This window comes from Anaerovibrio sp., from assembly GCF_045637405.1.
GTDB lineage: Bacteria > Bacillota > Negativicutes > Selenomonadales > Selenomonadaceae > Anaerovibrio.
In genome coordinates, this window is the sequence record NZ_JAZTZI010000034.1 from 1 (window position 1) to 16,856 (window position 16,856).

17 protein-coding genes and 1 pseudogene are annotated in these 16,856 nt (G+C 45.5%); 17 read left to right on the forward strand and 1 reads right to left on the reverse strand.

Translation table 11 applies throughout. The annotated features are described in order from the left end of the window. The first annotated feature begins 236 nt into the window (after window positions 1-236). The 12 genes and pseudogenes from dnaJ (at window position 237) to ACKI5G_RS02770 (ending at window position 11,043) form a co-directional block, all read left to right on the forward strand. Entirely contained in the window at window positions 237-1,400 is a 1,164-nt protein-coding gene (gene dnaJ / locus ACKI5G_RS02715; RefSeq protein ID WP_407397417.1) for a molecular chaperone DnaJ, read from the forward strand. A gap of 77 nt (window positions 1,401-1,477) precedes the next feature. Then, the gene (gene prmA, locus ACKI5G_RS02720; RefSeq protein ID WP_407397419.1) at window positions 1,478-2,413 is read left to right on the forward strand and encodes a 50S ribosomal protein L11 methyltransferase; all 936 of its coding nucleotides are present in this window, start codon (window positions 1,478-1,480) and stop codon (window positions 2,411-2,413) included. A 2-nt stretch (window positions 2,414-2,415) separates the two neighbouring features. Further along, window positions 2,416-3,165, forward strand: a complete 750-nt coding sequence (locus ACKI5G_RS02725; protein WP_407397421.1) for a 16S rRNA (uracil(1498)-N(3))-methyltransferase — start codon at window positions 2,416-2,418, stop codon at window positions 3,163-3,165. Continuing rightward, window positions 3,165-4,466 (forward strand): annotated as a pseudogene (mtaB, locus tag ACKI5G_RS02730) (tRNA (N(6)-L-threonylcarbamoyladenosine(37)-C(2))-methylthiotransferase MtaB). The gene ACKI5G_RS02725 and the pseudogene mtaB overlap by 1 nt, the downstream one beginning before the upstream one ends. Before the next feature lie 34 nt (window positions 4,467-4,500). Then, entirely contained in the window at window positions 4,501-4,848 is a 348-nt protein-coding gene (locus ACKI5G_RS02735; RefSeq protein ID WP_407397423.1) for a histidine triad nucleotide-binding protein, read from the forward strand. 125 nt (window positions 4,849-4,973) lie between these two features. After that, complete coding sequence (rpsU, locus tag ACKI5G_RS02740; RefSeq protein ID WP_027397292.1) at window positions 4,974-5,156, forward strand: 30S ribosomal protein S21; 183 nt, start codon at window positions 4,974-4,976, stop codon at window positions 5,154-5,156. Between the two features lie 226 nt (window positions 5,157-5,382). Then, entirely contained in the window at window positions 5,383-6,093 is a 711-nt protein-coding gene (locus ACKI5G_RS02745; RefSeq protein ID WP_407397425.1) for a hypothetical protein, read from the forward strand. Window positions 6,094-6,108: 15 nt separating this feature from the next. Beyond that, window positions 6,109-6,783: a DNA/RNA nuclease SfsA gene (sfsA, locus tag ACKI5G_RS02750; RefSeq protein ID WP_407397427.1), complete on the forward strand. Its 675-nt coding sequence runs from the start codon at window positions 6,109-6,111 to the stop codon at window positions 6,781-6,783. A 93-nt stretch (window positions 6,784-6,876) separates the two neighbouring features. Continuing rightward, window positions 6,877-8,061 carry a hypothetical protein gene (locus ACKI5G_RS02755; RefSeq protein WP_407397429.1) on the forward strand — a complete coding sequence of 395 codons (1,185 nt, stop codon included), beginning with the start codon at window positions 6,877-6,879 and terminating at the stop codon, window positions 8,059-8,061. 55 nt (window positions 8,062-8,116) lie between these two features. Further along, entirely contained in the window at window positions 8,117-9,277 is a 1,161-nt protein-coding gene (locus tag ACKI5G_RS02760; RefSeq protein ID WP_407397431.1) for a hypothetical protein, read from the forward strand. A gap of 45 nt (window positions 9,278-9,322) precedes the next feature. Further along, the gene (locus ACKI5G_RS02765; RefSeq protein WP_407397433.1) at window positions 9,323-10,213 is read left to right on the forward strand and encodes a hypothetical protein; all 891 of its coding nucleotides are present in this window, start codon (window positions 9,323-9,325) and stop codon (window positions 10,211-10,213) included. 53 nt (window positions 10,214-10,266) lie between these two features. Continuing rightward, entirely contained in the window at window positions 10,267-11,043 is a 777-nt protein-coding gene (locus ACKI5G_RS02770) for an LPP20 family lipoprotein (RefSeq protein ID WP_407397435.1), read from the forward strand. An 86-nt stretch (window positions 11,044-11,129) separates the two neighbouring features. On the opposite strand, the gene ACKI5G_RS02775 is transcribed toward ACKI5G_RS02770, so the two are convergent. Continuing rightward, window positions 11,130-11,690, reverse strand: a complete 561-nt coding sequence (locus ACKI5G_RS02775; protein WP_407397437.1) for a BsuPI-related putative proteinase inhibitor — start codon at window positions 11,688-11,690, stop codon at window positions 11,130-11,132. A 191-nt stretch (window positions 11,691-11,881) separates the two neighbouring features. Here ACKI5G_RS02775 and ACKI5G_RS02780 point away from each other — a divergent pair, with 191 nt between their 5' ends. The 5 genes from ACKI5G_RS02780 to ACKI5G_RS02800 all read left to right on the forward strand — a co-directional run. Then, entirely contained in the window at window positions 11,882-12,673 is a 792-nt protein-coding gene (locus tag ACKI5G_RS02780) for a Fic family protein (protein WP_407397439.1), read from the forward strand. A 139-nt stretch (window positions 12,674-12,812) separates the two neighbouring features. Further along, window positions 12,813-13,616, forward strand: coding sequence for an HD domain-containing protein (locus tag ACKI5G_RS02785; RefSeq protein ID WP_407397441.1), 804 nt, complete (start codon window positions 12,813-12,815; stop codon window positions 13,614-13,616). 76 nt (window positions 13,617-13,692) lie between these two features. Then, a complete protein-coding gene (locus tag ACKI5G_RS02790) occupies window positions 13,693-15,369 on the forward strand; it encodes a glutamine--tRNA ligase/YqeY domain fusion protein (RefSeq protein WP_407397443.1) in 1,677 nt (558 codons plus the stop codon). Between the two features lie 24 nt (window positions 15,370-15,393). Further along, entirely contained in the window at window positions 15,394-15,717 is a 324-nt protein-coding gene (locus tag ACKI5G_RS02795; protein WP_027397301.1) for a hypothetical protein, read from the forward strand. 39 nt (window positions 15,718-15,756) lie between these two features. Further along, window positions 15,757-16,856: class I tRNA ligase family protein (locus ACKI5G_RS02800; protein ID WP_407397445.1), on the forward strand; the 1,100-nt coding region annotated here is incomplete at its 3' end.

Below are 16,856 nucleotides of genomic sequence, written 5' to 3' on the forward strand. Positions count from 1 at the left end.
AGGCTGCACAGCAGGCTCAGCAGGCACAGGGCGGTCAGTCCGGTGCAGGTGCTCAGCAGGCGCCAAAGGATGATAATGTAGTAGATGCAGACTTCACTGAGGTTAAGGAAGATAAGTAATCCCGATTTTATTGAAGGCAAAGATGCAGCTATTGCATAATGCATAAAAGTATTGTAGTATATATGGGCTGCTGCCTTATGGTGGCAGCCCATACTTGATAGGATAAGGTGGATTATATGAGCGAAAAGCGAGATTATTATGAGGTCCTGGGACTCCAGAAGGGGGCTTCCGAGGCTGAAATAAAAAAAGCATATCGCAAGATGGCAATAAAATATCATCCTGACCGTAACCGTGATAACAAGGAAGAAGCAGAAGCCAAGATGAAGGAAATCAACGAGGCTTATGACGTTCTTAAGGATCCTCAGAAGAAGGCGCAGTATGACCAGTTTGGCCATGCGGCCTTTGACGGCCCTGGTGGCGGAGCCGGTGGTTTCGGTGGCGGCTTCGGTGGCTTTGGCGGCGGAGATTTCGGAGATATATTTGAAACCTTCTTTGGTGGCGGTGGCGGCTTCGGTGGCTTTGGCGGCCGTTCCCGTCGTCCTGGTCCTGAGCAGGGTGCAGACCTTCGCTATGACTTGGAGATTACCTTTGAGGAAGCTGCATTTGGCAAGGAAGTTGAGCTTAATATTCCTCGTACAGAGAACTGTGAAAAGTGTCATGGTACTGGGGCTGCAGAGGGAACATCTCCTGAGGAATGTCCGCAGTGTCATGGAACCGGCCAGGTTCAGACTGTGCGCAATACTCCGTTGGGCCGTATGATGAGCACCTCCACCTGTGGTCGCTGCAGTGGTACCGGAAAGATTGTAAAAACTCCATGTAAGGAGTGCGGTGGTAAGGGCCAAAAGAAGGTTCAGCGGAAGATCAAGGTTAATATCCCGGCTGGTATCGACGAGGGCCAGCGCATCAGAGTGGCCGGCGGTGGCCAGGCTGGTAAGCGCGGCGGTGCCAACGGTGATCTCTATGTATATATCTACATTAAGCGTCATGAGCTGTTTAGCCGCGAGGGCGCTGATGTAATGTGCGAGGTACCTATTTCCTTTGTTCAGGCTGCGTTGGGTGACACCATAGAGGTGCCTACTATCCACGGGAAGGTTGAGATGAAGGTGGCAGCTGGTACTCAGTCCGGCACCATTATGCGTCTCCGTGGCAAGGGAATTCCTATTTTAAGGCGTTCTGGTTCCTTTGGAGACCAGCACGTTCGTATCAAGGTTCTGACTCCACAGAAGCTGTCTGATAAGCAGAAGGAGCTCCTGAGGGAGTTTGGCGAAATCAGCGGGAAAAAAGTAAATCCTGAACAGGACAGCTTCTTTAATAAGATGAAGAAGTTGTTTAAGAATTAATTGATGTATTTACCCTGGGCGCGTTATGCGTCTAGGGTATTCGTCATGTATAGGAGATTTTTTAAGGAGCGAGAAATATGAAGTGGTGTGAAATAAGTATTCAGACAACCCATGAGGCTACGGAGCTTATCGCAGAGATTTTCAACGACTTGGGTGCCACTGGGGTGGTTATTGAGGATCCGGAGCTGGTAAACGACTATATTACCTCCGGGAAATGGGACTACACAGATATCCCTATTGCCACTGAAACTGAGGTGGTTACAGAAAAGGCCTATTTGGCAGTGGATGGAGAGCTGGAGGGGAAGCTCCAGACCTTTAGGCAGGAGGTAAAGGCCCTTGAAGGCCGTGGCGTCAGCATTGCCCCTGGTATTATTACCACCAGTGAGCTGGCAGATGAGGACTGGTCTGATACCTGGAAGCAGTACTTTCATACGGAAAAGCCGGGAGATCGCATCGTTATAAAGCCTAGCTGGGAACAATATGAGCCAAAGGATGATGAAATCGTTGTGGAGCTGGACCCGGGCGCAGCCTTTGGTACAGGCACCCATGCCACCACCTCCATGTGTATTTGCGAACTGGAAAAGCTGGTAAAGCCAGGCATGAAGGTTTTTGATGTGGGCACAGGCTCCGGAATTTTGTCAATTATTGCTGCCAAGCTGGGAGCAAAGGATATTCAGGCAGTGGATTACGATGAATCTGTATTAAAGATCGTCCAGGAAAATCTGGAGGAAAATCACGTGGAGAATGTGATTTCCGTTTCCCAGAGCGATCTGATGCAGAACGTACAGGGCAAGGCCAATCTGGTTATTGCCAATATTGTGGCTGACATTATTATTCGCCTCTTTGATCAGCTGGATGAGCATCTTGAGGAAGATGGTACTCTCCTTACAAGCGGCATTATTGAGGATCGTATTGATGATGTAATTGATGCAGCATCAGCCCATGGTTATGGCGTGGTTAAGCGCATGGAGAACAAGGGATGGGCATGTATAACTTTTAAAAAGCAGGCTTAATAATGAGAAGAATCTTTATATCTGATTTATTAAAGGAAAAAATAACTATAACCGGCCCTGATGCCCATCACCTTTCCCGTGTGATGCGCTCCAAGGAGGGAGACCATATTGTAGTGGCTGATAATGAAGGCAGGGTTGGGGAATATGTCATGACTGGCTTTACAGAAAAGAGCGTGGAGATGGAGCTGGTGGCATATATTGATGAAAATACAGAATCCAATGTGGAAATTACTCTGGCCCAATGTCTGCCAAAGGGAGATAAGCTGGAGCTTATTGTCCAAAAGGCTACGGAATTAGGCATAAACCTTATTGTTCCCTTGACCAGCGATAATTGCGTGGTGCGCTATGATGTAAAGAAGGCTAAGACAAAGCAGGATAAATGGCAAAGGATTGCCAATGAGGCGGGAAAACAGTGTGGCAGAAGCCGTCTCCCTGAGGTTGAGGAAATTCAGCCCTTGAAGAAATGGCTGGAGGAAATGGCGGCTCATCAGGATGATGTGGCCATTTGCATGTGCTATGAGAATGAGGAACAGACGGGAATAAAGGAGTTTTTGACGAAGTGCAGCCAGAAACGGTTTGCGGTGGTCATTGGCCCGGAGGGGGGATTTTCCCTTGATGAGGCGGAGTACGCCAAAAAGTTGGGCATACCTTCCGTAAGTCTTGGCAGCAGAATTCTTCGGGCTGAAACGGCGGCTGTTTCAGCCATGTCAATTATCCAGTATGAAAAAGGTGACTTAGGAGGTAGAAGCTAATGTCTACAGTGGCGTTTATAACGCTGGGCTGCAAGGTAAACCAGTTTGAAACGGAATCTATGGAGGGGCTTTTTAAACAGTCCGGCTATGATATAGTTCCAAATACCAATGTGGCTGATGTGTATATTATTAATACCTGCTCTGTTACCAGCTTTGGCGATAAGTAGTCACGCCAGCTCATTCGCCGTGTTCAGCGCCTTAATCCCAAGGCAATTATTGCAGTTACGGGCTGTTATTCCCAGGCGGCTCCCGATGAGGTTAAGGCAATTGAGGGGGTCCGTGTTGTTCTTGGCACCAGTGACCGAGCTAATATTGTTAACTATGTTGAGCAGGCCATGGCAGAAGATGGTATTATTGACCGGGTTGATGACATTATGAAGGTGCGGGAGTTTGAGGATATTCCACTTTATGAAATGCCTGCCAGAACCAGAGCTTTTTTGAAAATTCAGGAGGGCTGCACCAATTTTTGCAGCTATTGTATTATCCCCTATACCCGAGGTCCCCTTCGTTCCCGCAAGCTGGACAGTATTCGTAGTGAAGCCAAAAAGCTGTTGGATCATGGTTTTAAGGAAATTGTGCTTACCGGTATTCACCTTGGTGCCTATGGCAAGGATTTCAAGGATGGTACCTCTCTCTATGATGCGGCCAAGGAAATCCTGGATTTGCCAGGTCTTAGGCGCCTTCGCCTCAGCTCCTTGGAATCCATTGAGTTGTCCCCGGAGCTTTTGGAGCTGATTAAGACTCATCCGAAGTTCAGCCATCACCTCCATTTACCACTACAGGCGGGATCTGACGAGGTGCTGAAAAGGATGAACCGTCACTATAATCGGGACGAATTTACGGCTTTGATTGAAAACGTAAAGGAAAAGGTTCCGGGAGTTGCAATTTCCACCGATGTTATTGTAGGCTTCCCGGGGGAGACAGAGGAAATGTTTGCTGAAAGCCTTGAGTATATCAAGACACTGGGCTTTGCCAGAATGCACGTATTCCCTTATTCCCCACGTACTGGTACTCCTGCTGCCCAAATGCCGGATCAGGTGCCTGAGCCTGTGAAAAAGGATAGGGTACATAGACTTCAGTCCCTGGCCCAGGAGATGGCCAATGATTTCCATAGCCAGTATTTGGGAACGGTTCAGGAGGTTCTCTTTGAAACCAACACTGATGGCATTACGGATGGGCTTACGGATACTTATATTCGGGTTTATACCGATGACGAAGTTGAGACTGGGGAACTATATAAAGTGCGACTTGAAAAATTGTATAAAGACGGCGTATATGGTAAAATATACAAGTGTGAGTAACATTTAAGCATGATGTAAAGGGAGGTGTACCGAAATGGCAGATTGTATTTTTTGTAAAATTGCAAATAAGGAAATTCCTTCCACTGTTGTATATGAGGATGACCAAGTCATTGCTTTTAAGGATTTGGAGCCTCAGGCACCAGTACATGTGCTTGTTATCCCTAAAAAGCATGTTGCTAGTATTGCAGCCTTAAAGTCTGAGGACAAGGAGCTGGCAGGCCACATTCTCTGTGAAGTTATTCCTAATATTGCAAAGGAACAGGGCGTTGCAGATAGTGGCTTCCGTGTAGTTGCCAATACTGGCGCAGAAGGCGGCCAGACCGTCAACCATTTGCATTTCCACCTGTTAGGTGGTCGTTCCATGCAGTGGCCTCCAGGTTGACATACACCATTGGGCCATGGGGATTAATTCCCATGAAATATTGACATGGCTAAAATCTTTGTGTATAATAATCGGGTGTAGTTATGAAATACACTCCCAAGTCAATTGGAGGGGGGGAAAAATAGATGGCAAACGAAATTAAAGTTGGTAAGAACGAGAGCATTGACAGCGCACTCCGCCGCTTTAAGCGCATGAGCCAGAAAGCTGGTACCATCGCTGAGGTTAGAAAGCGTGAGCATTATGAGAAGCCAAGTGTTCGCCGTAAGAAGAAGTCTGAGGCAGCTCGTAAGCGCAAGTTTAGAGCTTAATTATTAAAGCTTAATATGAAATTAAAGGCTATAGCCGTCCTGTATACAAGGGATGGTTATAGCCTTTTCTAATGATTAAAATTTAATTATAAATGTTTAAAAAATAAATTATAAAAGCCCATCACTCATTAAACTTGCGTTAAATAAGGGGCCTCTGTATTGCAGTTGCTTTTTTTGCGTGTTATTCTTTGGATAAGGATAATGAAAATGAAAAAGGGTGATGGATATGAAAAAGAAGCTGGCAGTAGCTATTGCTTTGGCTCTGGGATTAAATCTGGGGGCAGGGCAGATAGTGCAGAATGAGTTTACCGCCGATATGGGACTGAACAGCAAAGCAGAGGCCTTTAATGTTTTCAGCCTCTTTGCTCCGTCCAAGAAGGAAATTCAGAATTCCTACAAAAAGATGATTTCTTACTACATGGCAGGCTTTGAACTTAGTAGTCGGGCGGCGGCAGTTTCCCATGAGCTGCTTAATGATTATGGCGTAGAGGCGGAGCTGGTAAATGTAAACGGAATTAATGCTTCCACCGCCGGTTATGATTCCTCGGTGGATATGGTAATGCAGAAGGGCAATTCCGGCAAGACAGTGAAGATGCCTGAAATAGATGCCAACAGGTTTTTTAATATGATACCTGCAGAGGATGCCCGTTTGGCAGAGGCCAAGAAGCTTGTTATGCTAAAGGATGAATGCTTTGCCCGTGGAAGGGACGAAGTAACCTTCCTTGCAGCACAGGCCTTACTTTGTGGTGGGGACCAGACCAGAAATGTTGCCATGCTTATAGGCAGTGCCATGCTTCTGAATGAGTGGAAGGACAGCGTGGACAGTTCCACAGGAGTAAATTATCAGAACTTTGAAAAATCCCTTCGGGCTATGAATAAAGTAGACGTTGACCAGAGGAAAATAAAAGAAGCCGCTGACCGTCTGCGGAAGGGATAAAGCTGGGAGAAATATATGCAGTATGGAAAAGTAATAAGGGCCAAGTTTATTGAACGGCCAAATCGTTTTGTAGCCAAGGTTGAAATTGGTAATGCGGTGGAAACGGTGCATGTAAAAAATACGGGCAGGTGCAAGGAGCTTCTCCTGCCAGGCGTGGATGTGGTGCTTTCAGAAGCAGACAATCCTAACCGTAAAACCCGTTACGATTTAATAGCCGTGGAGAAAGCCGGATTGGGCCTTATAAACATCGATAGTCAGGCCCCTAATAAGGTTATGGCAGAATGGTTGGCCACTCAAGGCTTTGATTATATAAAGCCGGAATATACCTATGGTGCTTCCAGAATCGACTTTTATATGGAGCGACAGGGGCAAAAGTATTTACTGGAGGTAAAGGGATGTACCCTTGAAAGAGAAGGCATAGGCTTTTTCCCCGATGCGCCTACCCAGCGTGGGGTGAAACACATCCATGAGCTTATTAAGGCTAAAAAGGAAGGGTATAGGGCCGGAATAGCCTTTGTGGTGCAAATGCCCAAGGTCAGAGAGGTCCGTCCAAATATTGAAACCCATCCAGCCTTTGGGGAAGCCATGGAACAGGCAAGGGCTGCAGGAGTACAGGTCATAACCATAGGCTGCACGGTAAAGCCAGATTTGTTGACAGTGGATAAAAAACGGATAAATGGAATTTTTTAATATTTTTCTAATTAGCCTCTAATTGCCCTATAGGGCAAAGGGGCTATATTTATTACAAGGAAGTTGATGATGCCAACTAATGGGGGATGAGATATGAGGTGGGCACTGGATATTATTTTTATACTGGTAATTATGGTGGTACTTCCAATAAGGAGTGTATACGCTGAAAAACCTGTGGTTTATATTCAACCAGCCCTGACATACGAAAATTCCATCAATAAAGTACATATTGATGAGGATACCCGCCAACAGGTGGAACGTATAATAGGGGAACGACTGAAGCAAATGGCTGATGAAGGAGATTTGCCCTATGAGGTCAGAGTGGCTACGGCGGATTCCTACCATAGCACCAACGAGCATATTACAGACAGTGATAAGATATTTCTTTACCCTACTATAATGGTCAGCACTTCTATAGATACAGTTAATAATAATTCCTTGGAAACAGCGTATACTTCAACTGTTATTGCAGGGATTTCACTGATGTTCTGTATGCCGGAGGAAAATTTGGATATAACCAGGGTAACGGCAGATGGCAATCCGGTGAGTTTGAGGCTTTTGGGGCTTGTGCCTATGGTGGAGGCCGAAACTATAGGGCTTTCCAGATATAATCCCAGCAATGACAGATGGCTGAATATCCACAATACTCCCATAAGTGAAGGGGAAAAGAAGGGGAAGTTTATTTCATTGGTGCGGCAGATGATGAAGGATCCTATCAGCTTTTCCAATATAAAGGGCAATCTAAGGGATGATAAAGCAAAGCTGGGTATGGACACGTACCAGGTAACTGGTGTTGATATGTCATCAGAGATGGCCAAGGAGCTGTTTACAGGAAAAGAAGCTGAGGATTTAAAATTTCTGGTGGGCTATTGTTTCACATCAGCTTATCAGAAAAAGACCAAACGGGTAATGTACCCACCGGCAGTTGGCGGGCAGGAGCTGGTTAACAGCATGATAAACGGAGCCTATAAGCTAAGCCTTGACAGTGCCAATGGTAAGGTGGATGTAAATATGAGTAATCCCGGCCATTCTATACGATTGGATATATCAGGGCTGGCCAGTGAAGTAGTGGATTCGGGGAATAACGTATACACGACTTTGCACAAGGTGTGGCTGACAAAGAGTCCAGTGGAAGGCAAGGAAAAGCGGGAGCTGAGTAGATTGTATGAGAGAACGGTTAAGCTGCCGCCGGGCACCAGCACTGATTCTGATGATAATCAGATTTATGCCGCATTGCTTTTGGGACTGGCCCAGGAGCTGGGAGGGCAAAACAAATAGTATGTACTGAGATTTCGAGGGAAAAGATAGTGGGCAGGAAAAGGATGATGGGAATATGATTAAATGTATAGAGAAAAAATGGCTTATTCCTATGATAGCTTTTGGAGCATTCCTGCTTTGCGGCGGATACCTTAATCAGCAAATTTGCTCTGCAGAAATTGTGGAAGGAGTAGCTGTATATAATGGGGATGCCCAGAAGGCCAGGGAAATGGCCCTGAGAGATGCCATGAGAACCCTTTTGGAATCCAAGGTTGGAATGTATATCCGCAGCAATAGCGAGGTGGATATGGGCGTATTGGTAGTAGACAAAATAATGGCCCGTTCCACTGGCTATGTTAGGATTAATAAAGTAGTATCAGAAAGCATTGAAGGTGATGTTTATGTGGTAAGGGCAGATTTGGATGCTGATGATACCAGCATTGAAACAAAATATAAGGATGATGTGGCCAAGGCTATGGCAGCAGCCTTGGAGCCCAGGGTGGCAAATGTAGCTGTGGTAGATTACGGTATAGATGGAAGTATAAGACGGGATGAACGGGCTGTGAACATCGTAGGTCAGTACCTTAGTGATATGGGAATCCAGATGGTTGAAAATGAAGGCGTGTCCCCGCTTTTAACCCACAGTCTTACTCCGTATCCTTCGGATCTTAGAAGAATTGCCAGAAATGATGGTGATAATGAGGCAAACTCCGTATTGGCTGGTTCCTTGAGAGATGTGAATGTTACCCGTGACAGTAGTGGGTATTACAAGGGGGTTGTGGAAGCCAGCTTCTCCCTTGTGGGAATTCAAAACGGATATGCCAATAGTTATATGGAACAGTTTGTGGGGCTTGGCAAGACTGCAGATGAGGCACTGTTTGCAGCCAGAAGGGAAGCAGCAGCCACGGCTACGGAGCATTTGGCAAGAGCAGCCCTGAAAACAATGCAGTTTGAAAACCGTGGTGGCGTAAATAACCTTAATACCACAGTGGAGATCCACGGATTGTGGGATAGGGCAAACCAAAGCACTTTTTTTAACAGCCTGTTGGAGGGTGCCAAGTGCCGGATTACCAGGGCGGGCTTTTCTTCAAACGGTGCCTACAGGGTGAAGCTTATTGCTCAGGGCTGGGAGAATCTTTACGAGCTGTCACAGGAAATAGTCAGGGCGGCAGCCAGCAATGGATTGTCTCTTGTGCCTTTGGAAAGCACCACAAAAATTATTCTTCAGGTTCAGTAATTTTTAATGATGTATCATGATTGCCGTGGAAGGAGGATGGGCACCATGAACAGACGCTACATAAAAATGAAATGGCAAATACTATTTATTTTCTTATTGATATCCTTGCTTTGCGGCATAGTTACCCATGGAGGAGTTGAGGCATCACCTCTGGACGTGGTGAAGATAAGCGGTAGTGCTCCGGCAGGCATGGCTAATAAAGCCGTGGAGGATGCCAAAAAAAGAGCCGTTTTCAAGGTGCTTTCCCATGAAACCAGGGCAGAAGGGGACCCCACCAGTATATTTTCACAGATGATAGACCGATATGGCGATTATGTCAGTGACTGTAAGGTGTTGAGCAGGGACACCAGTAATTCTCAAATGATGGTTATAGCTGAGGTTACCGTAAATCATTCCAAGCTAAATAAGGATTTTCAGGAATATGTGGGAAATAAACAGGTAGCAAATGATGCCATGACAGCCAGTATATTAATGAGGGCGGTGAATACTTCAGACAATCAGGGCTTTAGTGACAGCCTTCATGAAGCCTTTAATCACAGATTTAGCAATTCGGGATTTCAGACAGAGGTTGAAGATGACGATATAAGAATTGTGAGGTCTTTATCCGGTGCAGAATCCTATGGCAAATATCTTGGTTCTGTAAAAAGCCTGATAGATAATAATTCAATTATGGCAAACTTCGCTATTATCGGTGAGGCCAGCATTGATAAGCTGGAAGCCGCTCCGGCAGGAACGGGCTATATTGCAAAGTCATCAGTGAAGGTTCAGGCCTATGATTGTATGAGAAAAACAGTTTTGAATGGATTTTATGAAACCTATGAAATTATCGCCAATACCCCTCAGGAAGCTGAAAGACTGGCCATGGAAAAGGCAGGGCTGGATGCTGCAGAGGATATAGCCAATGGCACATTGAAATATTGGCGTATACATAAATAAAAGTTTTAAATAAGTAGTCATAAAAAATATATAAAAAATTGGGAGGAATTTTTATGAAAAAGGTATTTTCGGTAATTGTTGCTTTGGCAATGATGCTCATGGGTTGTACAGCTTTTGCGGCAACTGACATCACAGATGGGGTTATCAAGGTTGAGGGCGTGAGTGCCCTGCAAAATCCTAATCCGGCGGCAGGCTACAGAGCCGCCAAAATGGATGCTATGCGCAATGCACTGGAGGAGGCTCAGGGGGTATATATCGATTCTGAGACCACTGTCCGGGACAGCGTTATGGCCAGTGATGTGATCAAAACCCGTATCAATGGTATGATTAATGGCGCCAAGGTAGTCCAGAGGTATAAGGATGCTGATGGTTATCATGTAGTTATTGAGGTCCCTGTTCATGGTGCCCAGTCCCTGGCAGCAGCTGTAATGCCGGCAACTGCCACTACTCCGGCTCCACTTCCGGCAGCAACTACCTTTGTGCCAGAGATTCCAGTAAGTACTGGCCCATACACTGGCCTCATCGTTGACTGCACTGGACTTGGGCTGGAAACTGCCATGGCACCGGGGGTATTCACGCCGGACCATCAGCTTGTATACGGTCAGGCCAATTTCAGCTATGATCAGGTGGTAAACAAGGGCTATGTGGGCTATGCCCGAAGCATTAACAGTGGTGTTTCCCGTGCCGGCAACAATCCTCTTATTGTACGGGCTCAGTCAGTTCAGGGCTTTGTAAATCCGGTGGTATCCGCTGCCGATGCGGCTAAGATTCTGAGTGAGAACCAACTCACCGGCTTCCTTGGCCAGGGCAACGTGGTATTTGTGAAATAAAGGAATATAATCTTCAACAAACGAAAATGGAGGCTCTCGTGTTGTGAGCCTCCATTTTTATTTATTACTCTGTGATTGGCAGCAGGTCAATTACCAAGAATTATACCACCATGAATAAAAATAGGTGTTCCGTTGGCAGCAGTCCAGGTGGGAACCTTTGTTGACAGCTTATAAGGGGTATCTAACATGTAGGCAGTAACAAGGATGGCACTGTCCTTGATTTTGTGAAAGATTTTGCTGTCCAGTTCTACTTTATAAACCGCAAAGCTATGGGCGTCAATGGAAGAAGATGTCAGTGCCTGGGTAAAGACCATGTTATCGGACCACTGCCAGAGCTTTTCACCGTTTTTATCAGTAATAACAAAATCATAAAGCTGTCCGTCCCGATGGCTCATACTGTAAGGCAAATCACCACTGTTGGTAACCTTGAGCTCCATAAAAAGTGTTCCGTTACGTTTTTCAACGGTAAGCTCTTGAATAATATTATCAAATTGGATGGCGGCGTAGTTACAATTAGTGTTTGGGACACTGGATCCGGAGCCGGACACAGGGAAGGTGATACCGATTCCCGTACCAAAGCCAGCATTAGCTATGCTGGGGATACAAATGGTAATTGCCACTACAAGGGTCAATAAAAATTTATACATAATGCATCACCTCGTGGAATATATTTTTACAACATTTTACAAAATTTTACGGTTTTAGTGAAGGAGGTTGCAGATTAAAAAATGTGATGAAATATGATATGATGTGAGATTTCAAAATGCTTTATATTATGCTATACTTTTTACAGCAAATGGAGGCTTACTAAAGCTAAGGAAATGAGTTGGTGATTCCTATGAACGCAATATATGACAGGCTGAATAATGCACTCGATGAGTTCAATTCGTTGGGGGTATCTAATCAGATAGATTTTGCAAAGCTATATTTGTATTCGATTATCACTCATTCAACGGCCATTGAGGGCTCAACAGTGACTGAGACGGAAAATACTCTTATGTTTGATGAGGATATTGTCCCGGTGGGGCATAGTGTCACTGAGCAGATGATGAATCTGGATTTAAAGCAGGCCTATGACTATGTGAATGGTTTGATACCAAAAAAACCAGAGATTACGGTTGAGTGTTTGAAGCATTTGGCTTCGTTGGTAATGAAAAATACCGGCAGTGTATACAATACTGCATTGGGGAGCTTTGATTCTTCAAAAGGAGAATTGCGACTTGTTAATGTGAGTGCTGGTCGAGGTGGTAAGTCTTATTTAAGTTATCAGAAAATTTCTCAAAGGCTAGATGATTTTTGTAAGTGGCTTAACTGGGAGCGAAAAAAGAAATATGATGATGTTGCCTCCATATATGCCCTTTCCTTTGAGGCTCATTATCGGCTGGTGTCTATTCATCCATGGGTAGATGGTAATGGTCGGACCTGTCGTTTGCTGATGAATATGATACAGATGGAAAATAATCTCCTTCCAAGCATATTGCGTAAGGAAAATAAGGCTAAATATATTGATGCTTTATCTGCTAGCCAGGAGCAGAAGGACAGCTCAATCTTTGTTAATTTCATGATGGATGCAATGACCAATTTTATATTACAGTGCATTGCGGATTATAAAAATAGTGATGAAATATGATGTGATGTGAGATTTTAAAAAACTTCATATTATGATATACTTCTATAAGTAACCTACTAAAGGGGCTGTGGATACAGCTCCTTTGTTTTTACTTGTAAAATTATAGAAGAATCGAATATGAATAATTAAGCGGTGATATATGATGAAAGAAATTGTTAAAAGAGCCCATATTTGGATGGATAAATATGTTAAAACCTTCTACGAAGATGATGAGGAGGTTATGCTGGGGATAAAAACCAAGGAGCTGCATACCGGGTATGTAACCTCCTATACCAGAGAGCTGGCACAGCATTTGCAGCTGAATGAACATGATGTGCTGCTGGCGGAGCTGGTGGGACTGTTCCATGATGTGGGGCGGTTCCGCCAGTGGAAACTGTACCGTACCTTTTCTGATGCCTTGTCAGAGGACCATGCCAATCTTGGCCTGAAGGTTATTCAGGAGCTGCCATGTTTTCAGGAGCTGAGTGAGGAGGACAGGGATATTCTTCTCTTTGCCATTGGTAATCACAACAAGAAAAATATAGCTGCCCCGCCAACCAAGCGGCATCTGCTCTTTGCCAGAATTATCCGTGATGCGGACAAGCTGGATATTTTCCGGGTGCTGGAGCCTTATCTTACGGGAAAGAAAATCCAGACCTTTTCCAAGATTCCCTTTGAGGACGAAAAAATGCTTTTTGCTCCTGGCTTTATAGATAAATTCGTCCGTGGAGAGCAGGTGGACTACAATGAAATCCGCACCAACAATGATCGCATTTTGGTACGGCTTATGTGGGCCTATGACATAAATTTTGCCTGGACAATGATACGCATTCGGGAAAAGGGATATCTGCCAAGGGTTATGGAGCATCTGCCTCAGATAGACAAGGTCAAGAAGGGGTATAAAATCTTGAATGATTATGTTGAAAAGAAGTGCAATACCCCTGACTTGCCTTTAGTGTACTAACGGGCTGATTTGTGATATACTTTAAGGCATTGATGAAAAAATCTGTCAGAAATGATTTAGAGGAGCGATTGATTATATGGCTGAGAACACTTCTGTTGGTTCCAACTTTATACAGAATGAAATAAATGATGATTTAAAGAATGGGTACTATCCTGAGGGAGTACATACCCGCTTTCCACCTGAGCCAAATGGCTATCTTCACATTGGTCATGCCAAGTCTATTTGCCTGAACTTTGGCCTTGCCAAAAATAACGGCGGTATTTGTAATCTGCGTTTTGATGATACCAATCCTGTAAAAGAGGATGTGGAATATGTAGATTCCATTCAGGAGGACATTAAATGGCTGGGCTTCAGCTGGGATGACAGAATGTTTTTTGCATCTGACTATTTTGACAAGCTTTACGACTATGCTGTGGAGCTGATTAAGAAGGGACTGGCTTACGTTGATGACCTTACCGCTGAGGAAATCCGTTCCTATCGTGGAACTCTTACTGAGCCAGGAAAGGAGAGCCCTTACCGTAACCGCAGTGCTGAGGAAAATCTGGAGCTTTTCCAGAAAATGAAGGCCGGTGAATTTGCCGACGGTGAGAAGGTGCTACGGGCCAAGATTGATATGGCAGCACCTAACATCGTAATGCGTGACCCGGTTATTTATCGTATTGCCCATGTTTCCCATCATCGTACCGGGGATGAGTGGTGCATTTATCCGATGTACGACTTTGCCCACCCTCTTTCCGATGCTATTGAGGAAATAACCCATTCCGTATGTACTCTGGAATTTGAGGATCACAGACCATTCTATGATTGGCTGTTGGAGGCACTGGACTTCAAGGTTGGTGCCCGCCCTCGCCAGATTGAGTTTGCCCGTCTGAACCTCACTAATACTGTTACCTCCAAGCGCAAGCTCCGTCAGCTGGTGGAGGAGGGCTATGTGTCCGGCTGGGATGACCCTCGTATGCCTACTATTTCCGGATTGCGCCGTCGTGGCTACACTCCTAATTCCCTCCGCACCTTCTGTGAGGAAATCGGTGTGGCCAAGGCCAACAGCTTGGTGGATGTGGCTATGCTGGAGCACTGCGTCCGTGATGATTTAAATAAAAATGCTGACCGTATCATGGCAGTTCTGCACCCATTGAAGGTGGTTATTACCAACTATCCTGAGGGACAGAAGGAATTTATGGTGGCTGACAACAATCCTAATACCTCTGCTCACCGTTATGTACCATTCTCCCGTGAGCTGTACATTGAGCAGGAGGATTTCATGGAGGATGCACCAAAGAAGTTCTTCCGCTTAAAGCCAGAGGGTGAGGTTCGCTTAAAGCATGGTTATATCATTAAGTGTGAGGAAGTTATTAAGGATGAGGCAGGCAATGTGGTTGAGCTTCACTGCACCTATGACCCTGAGTCCAAGACTGGTGGCGCTACTGCTAACCGCAAGGTGAAGGGCACTATTCACTGGGTATCCGCCGAGGATGCCATTGAGGCTGAGGTTCGTCTTTATGACTACCTTATTGAAACTGATGAAAATGGCGAAGTGCCAGCAGACTTCCTGGCAGCTGTAAACAAGCAGTCTTTGGAAGTAATTGAGCATGCTCTTATTGAACCAAGTGCCAGCTTTACAGCTGTGGGAACCCACTACCAGTTCCTGCGCACCGGTTATTTCGTAGTAGATAAGGATACTACTCCTGAAAAGCTGGTATTTAACCGTGTAGTTGGTCTTAAGGACAGCTGGGCCAAGGCCAAGAAGGGCTAAGTAGAACTAGAAGGGGATAAGACTATGGGAAAGATACCAAAGGGATTATCTGATAAGGATATGCTGGATGGTTACGTGGAAGAAGTAACCATGGAGGCACAGTTTATGGCAGCGGAGGCTGCTGAGGACAAAAAACGCCGGGAAAAGATTTTCGGCACGGGAAAGAACAGTCTTTCCATGTCCGGTCTTGATGACGAAACCTTGGAAAAGCTGGGTAGAAAGCTCTTGGAGCTGAAAATGGAGCTGTTTCGCGAGGGCATCAAGAATTACACTCTTAAGGTAAAACGCGAGGATTGGGATATCGTTATCACTCCAGTGGTAAAGGGCCAGTCCATGAAGAAAAAATAAATTTTGTTAAAAAGACTTAAACGTATGGGGGGCTTCACTGTGGAGAAATACATGCCACAAAAGATTGAGAAAAAATGGCAGAAAAAATGGCTTGAAGAAAAGACCTATGCCGCCGAGACTGGCGGAAATAAGCCCAAGTTTTACGGTCTGATTGAGTTCCCTTACCCCTCCGGTCAGGGTCTTCACGTAGGCCATCCCCGTCCGTACACCGCTCTCGATATCGTTTCGAGAAAGCGCAGAATGGAAGGTTATAACGTCCTCTATCCTCTCGGTTGGGACGCTTTCGGTCTTCCCACCGAAAACTACGCTATCAAAAATAACATCCGCCCAGAAATCGTTACCGAAAAGAACGTAGCGCGTTTCCGCGATCAGATCAAATCCCTCGGCCTTTCTTTCGATTGGTCCAGAGAGATTAACACCACCGACCCCAACTATTATAAATGGACTCAGTGGATCTTCCTTCAGTTCTTCAAACGCGGTCTTGCTTATAAGAAAGAAATGACCGTTAACTTCTGTAAGTCCTGTAAGATCGTTCTTGCAAACGAAGAAGTTGTCGGCGGCAAGTGCGAACGCTGCGGCGGCGAAGACGAGCATAAAGTCAAGAGCCAGTGGATGCATAAGATCACCGAATATGCAGACAGACTTATCGACGACCTCGAAGGTCTCGACTTTATCGAAAGAGTAAAGACCCAGGAGATCAACTGGATCGGCCGTTCTCACGGCGCAGAAGTCGATTTCGATACGACTTCCGGCGATAAGCTCAAAGTTTATACCACCCGTCCCGATACTCTCTTCGGCGCTACCTACATGGTAATCTCTCCCGAACATCAGTATATCGAAAAATGGAAAGACAGCCTCGGCAATTACGATGAGATCATCGCATACAGAGCAGAAGCCGCAAAGAAGAGCGATTTTGAACGTACCGAACTCGCAAAAGACAAGACCGGCATCAAGCTCGACGGTGTTCGCGCCATCAACCCCGTAAACGGCAAGGAGATCCCCATCTTCGTTTCCGACTACGTTCTCGTTTCTTACGGTACAGGCGCTATCATGGCTGTTCCCGCGCATGACGAACGTGACTGGGATTTCGCAAAGAAATTCGATCTTCCCATCATCGAAGTAGTCGCAGGCGGCAACGT

Coding starts and splice junctions, on each gene's coding strand:
- dnaJ (WP_407397417.1), top strand. CDS start 237: ATGAGCGAAAAGCGAGATTATTATGAGGTCCTGGGACTCCAGAAGGGG.
- ACKI5G_RS02755 (WP_407397429.1), top strand. CDS start 6,877: ATGAGGTGGGCACTGGATATTATTTTTATACTGGTAATTATGGTGGTA.
- ACKI5G_RS02775 (WP_407397437.1), bottom strand. CDS start 11,690: ATGTATAAATTTTTATTGACCCTTGTAGTGGCAATTACCATTTGTATC.
- prmA (WP_407397419.1), top strand. CDS start 1,478: ATGAAGTGGTGTGAAATAAGTATTCAGACAACCCATGAGGCTACGGAG.
- ACKI5G_RS02780 (WP_407397439.1), top strand. CDS start 11,882: ATGAACGCAATATATGACAGGCTGAATAATGCACTCGATGAGTTCAAT.
- rpsU (WP_027397292.1), top strand. CDS start 4,974: ATGGCAAACGAAATTAAAGTTGGTAAGAACGAGAGCATTGACAGCGCA.
- ACKI5G_RS02735 (WP_407397423.1), top strand. CDS start 4,501: ATGGCAGATTGTATTTTTTGTAAAATTGCAAATAAGGAAATTCCTTCC.
- ACKI5G_RS02795 (WP_027397301.1), top strand. CDS start 15,394: ATGGGAAAGATACCAAAGGGATTATCTGATAAGGATATGCTGGATGGT.
- sfsA (WP_407397427.1), top strand. CDS start 6,109: ATGCAGTATGGAAAAGTAATAAGGGCCAAGTTTATTGAACGGCCAAAT.
- ACKI5G_RS02790 (WP_407397443.1), top strand. CDS start 13,693: ATGGCTGAGAACACTTCTGTTGGTTCCAACTTTATACAGAATGAAATA.
- ACKI5G_RS02760 (WP_407397431.1), top strand. CDS start 8,117: ATGATTAAATGTATAGAGAAAAAATGGCTTATTCCTATGATAGCTTTT.
- ACKI5G_RS02745 (WP_407397425.1), top strand. CDS start 5,383: ATGAAAAAGAAGCTGGCAGTAGCTATTGCTTTGGCTCTGGGATTAAAT.
- ACKI5G_RS02765 (WP_407397433.1), top strand. CDS start 9,323: ATGAACAGACGCTACATAAAAATGAAATGGCAAATACTATTTATTTTC.
- ACKI5G_RS02725 (WP_407397421.1), top strand. CDS start 2,416: ATGAGAAGAATCTTTATATCTGATTTATTAAAGGAAAAAATAACTATA.
- ACKI5G_RS02770 (WP_407397435.1), top strand. CDS start 10,267: ATGAAAAAGGTATTTTCGGTAATTGTTGCTTTGGCAATGATGCTCATG.
- ACKI5G_RS02785 (WP_407397441.1), top strand. CDS start 12,813: ATGATGAAAGAAATTGTTAAAAGAGCCCATATTTGGATGGATAAATAT.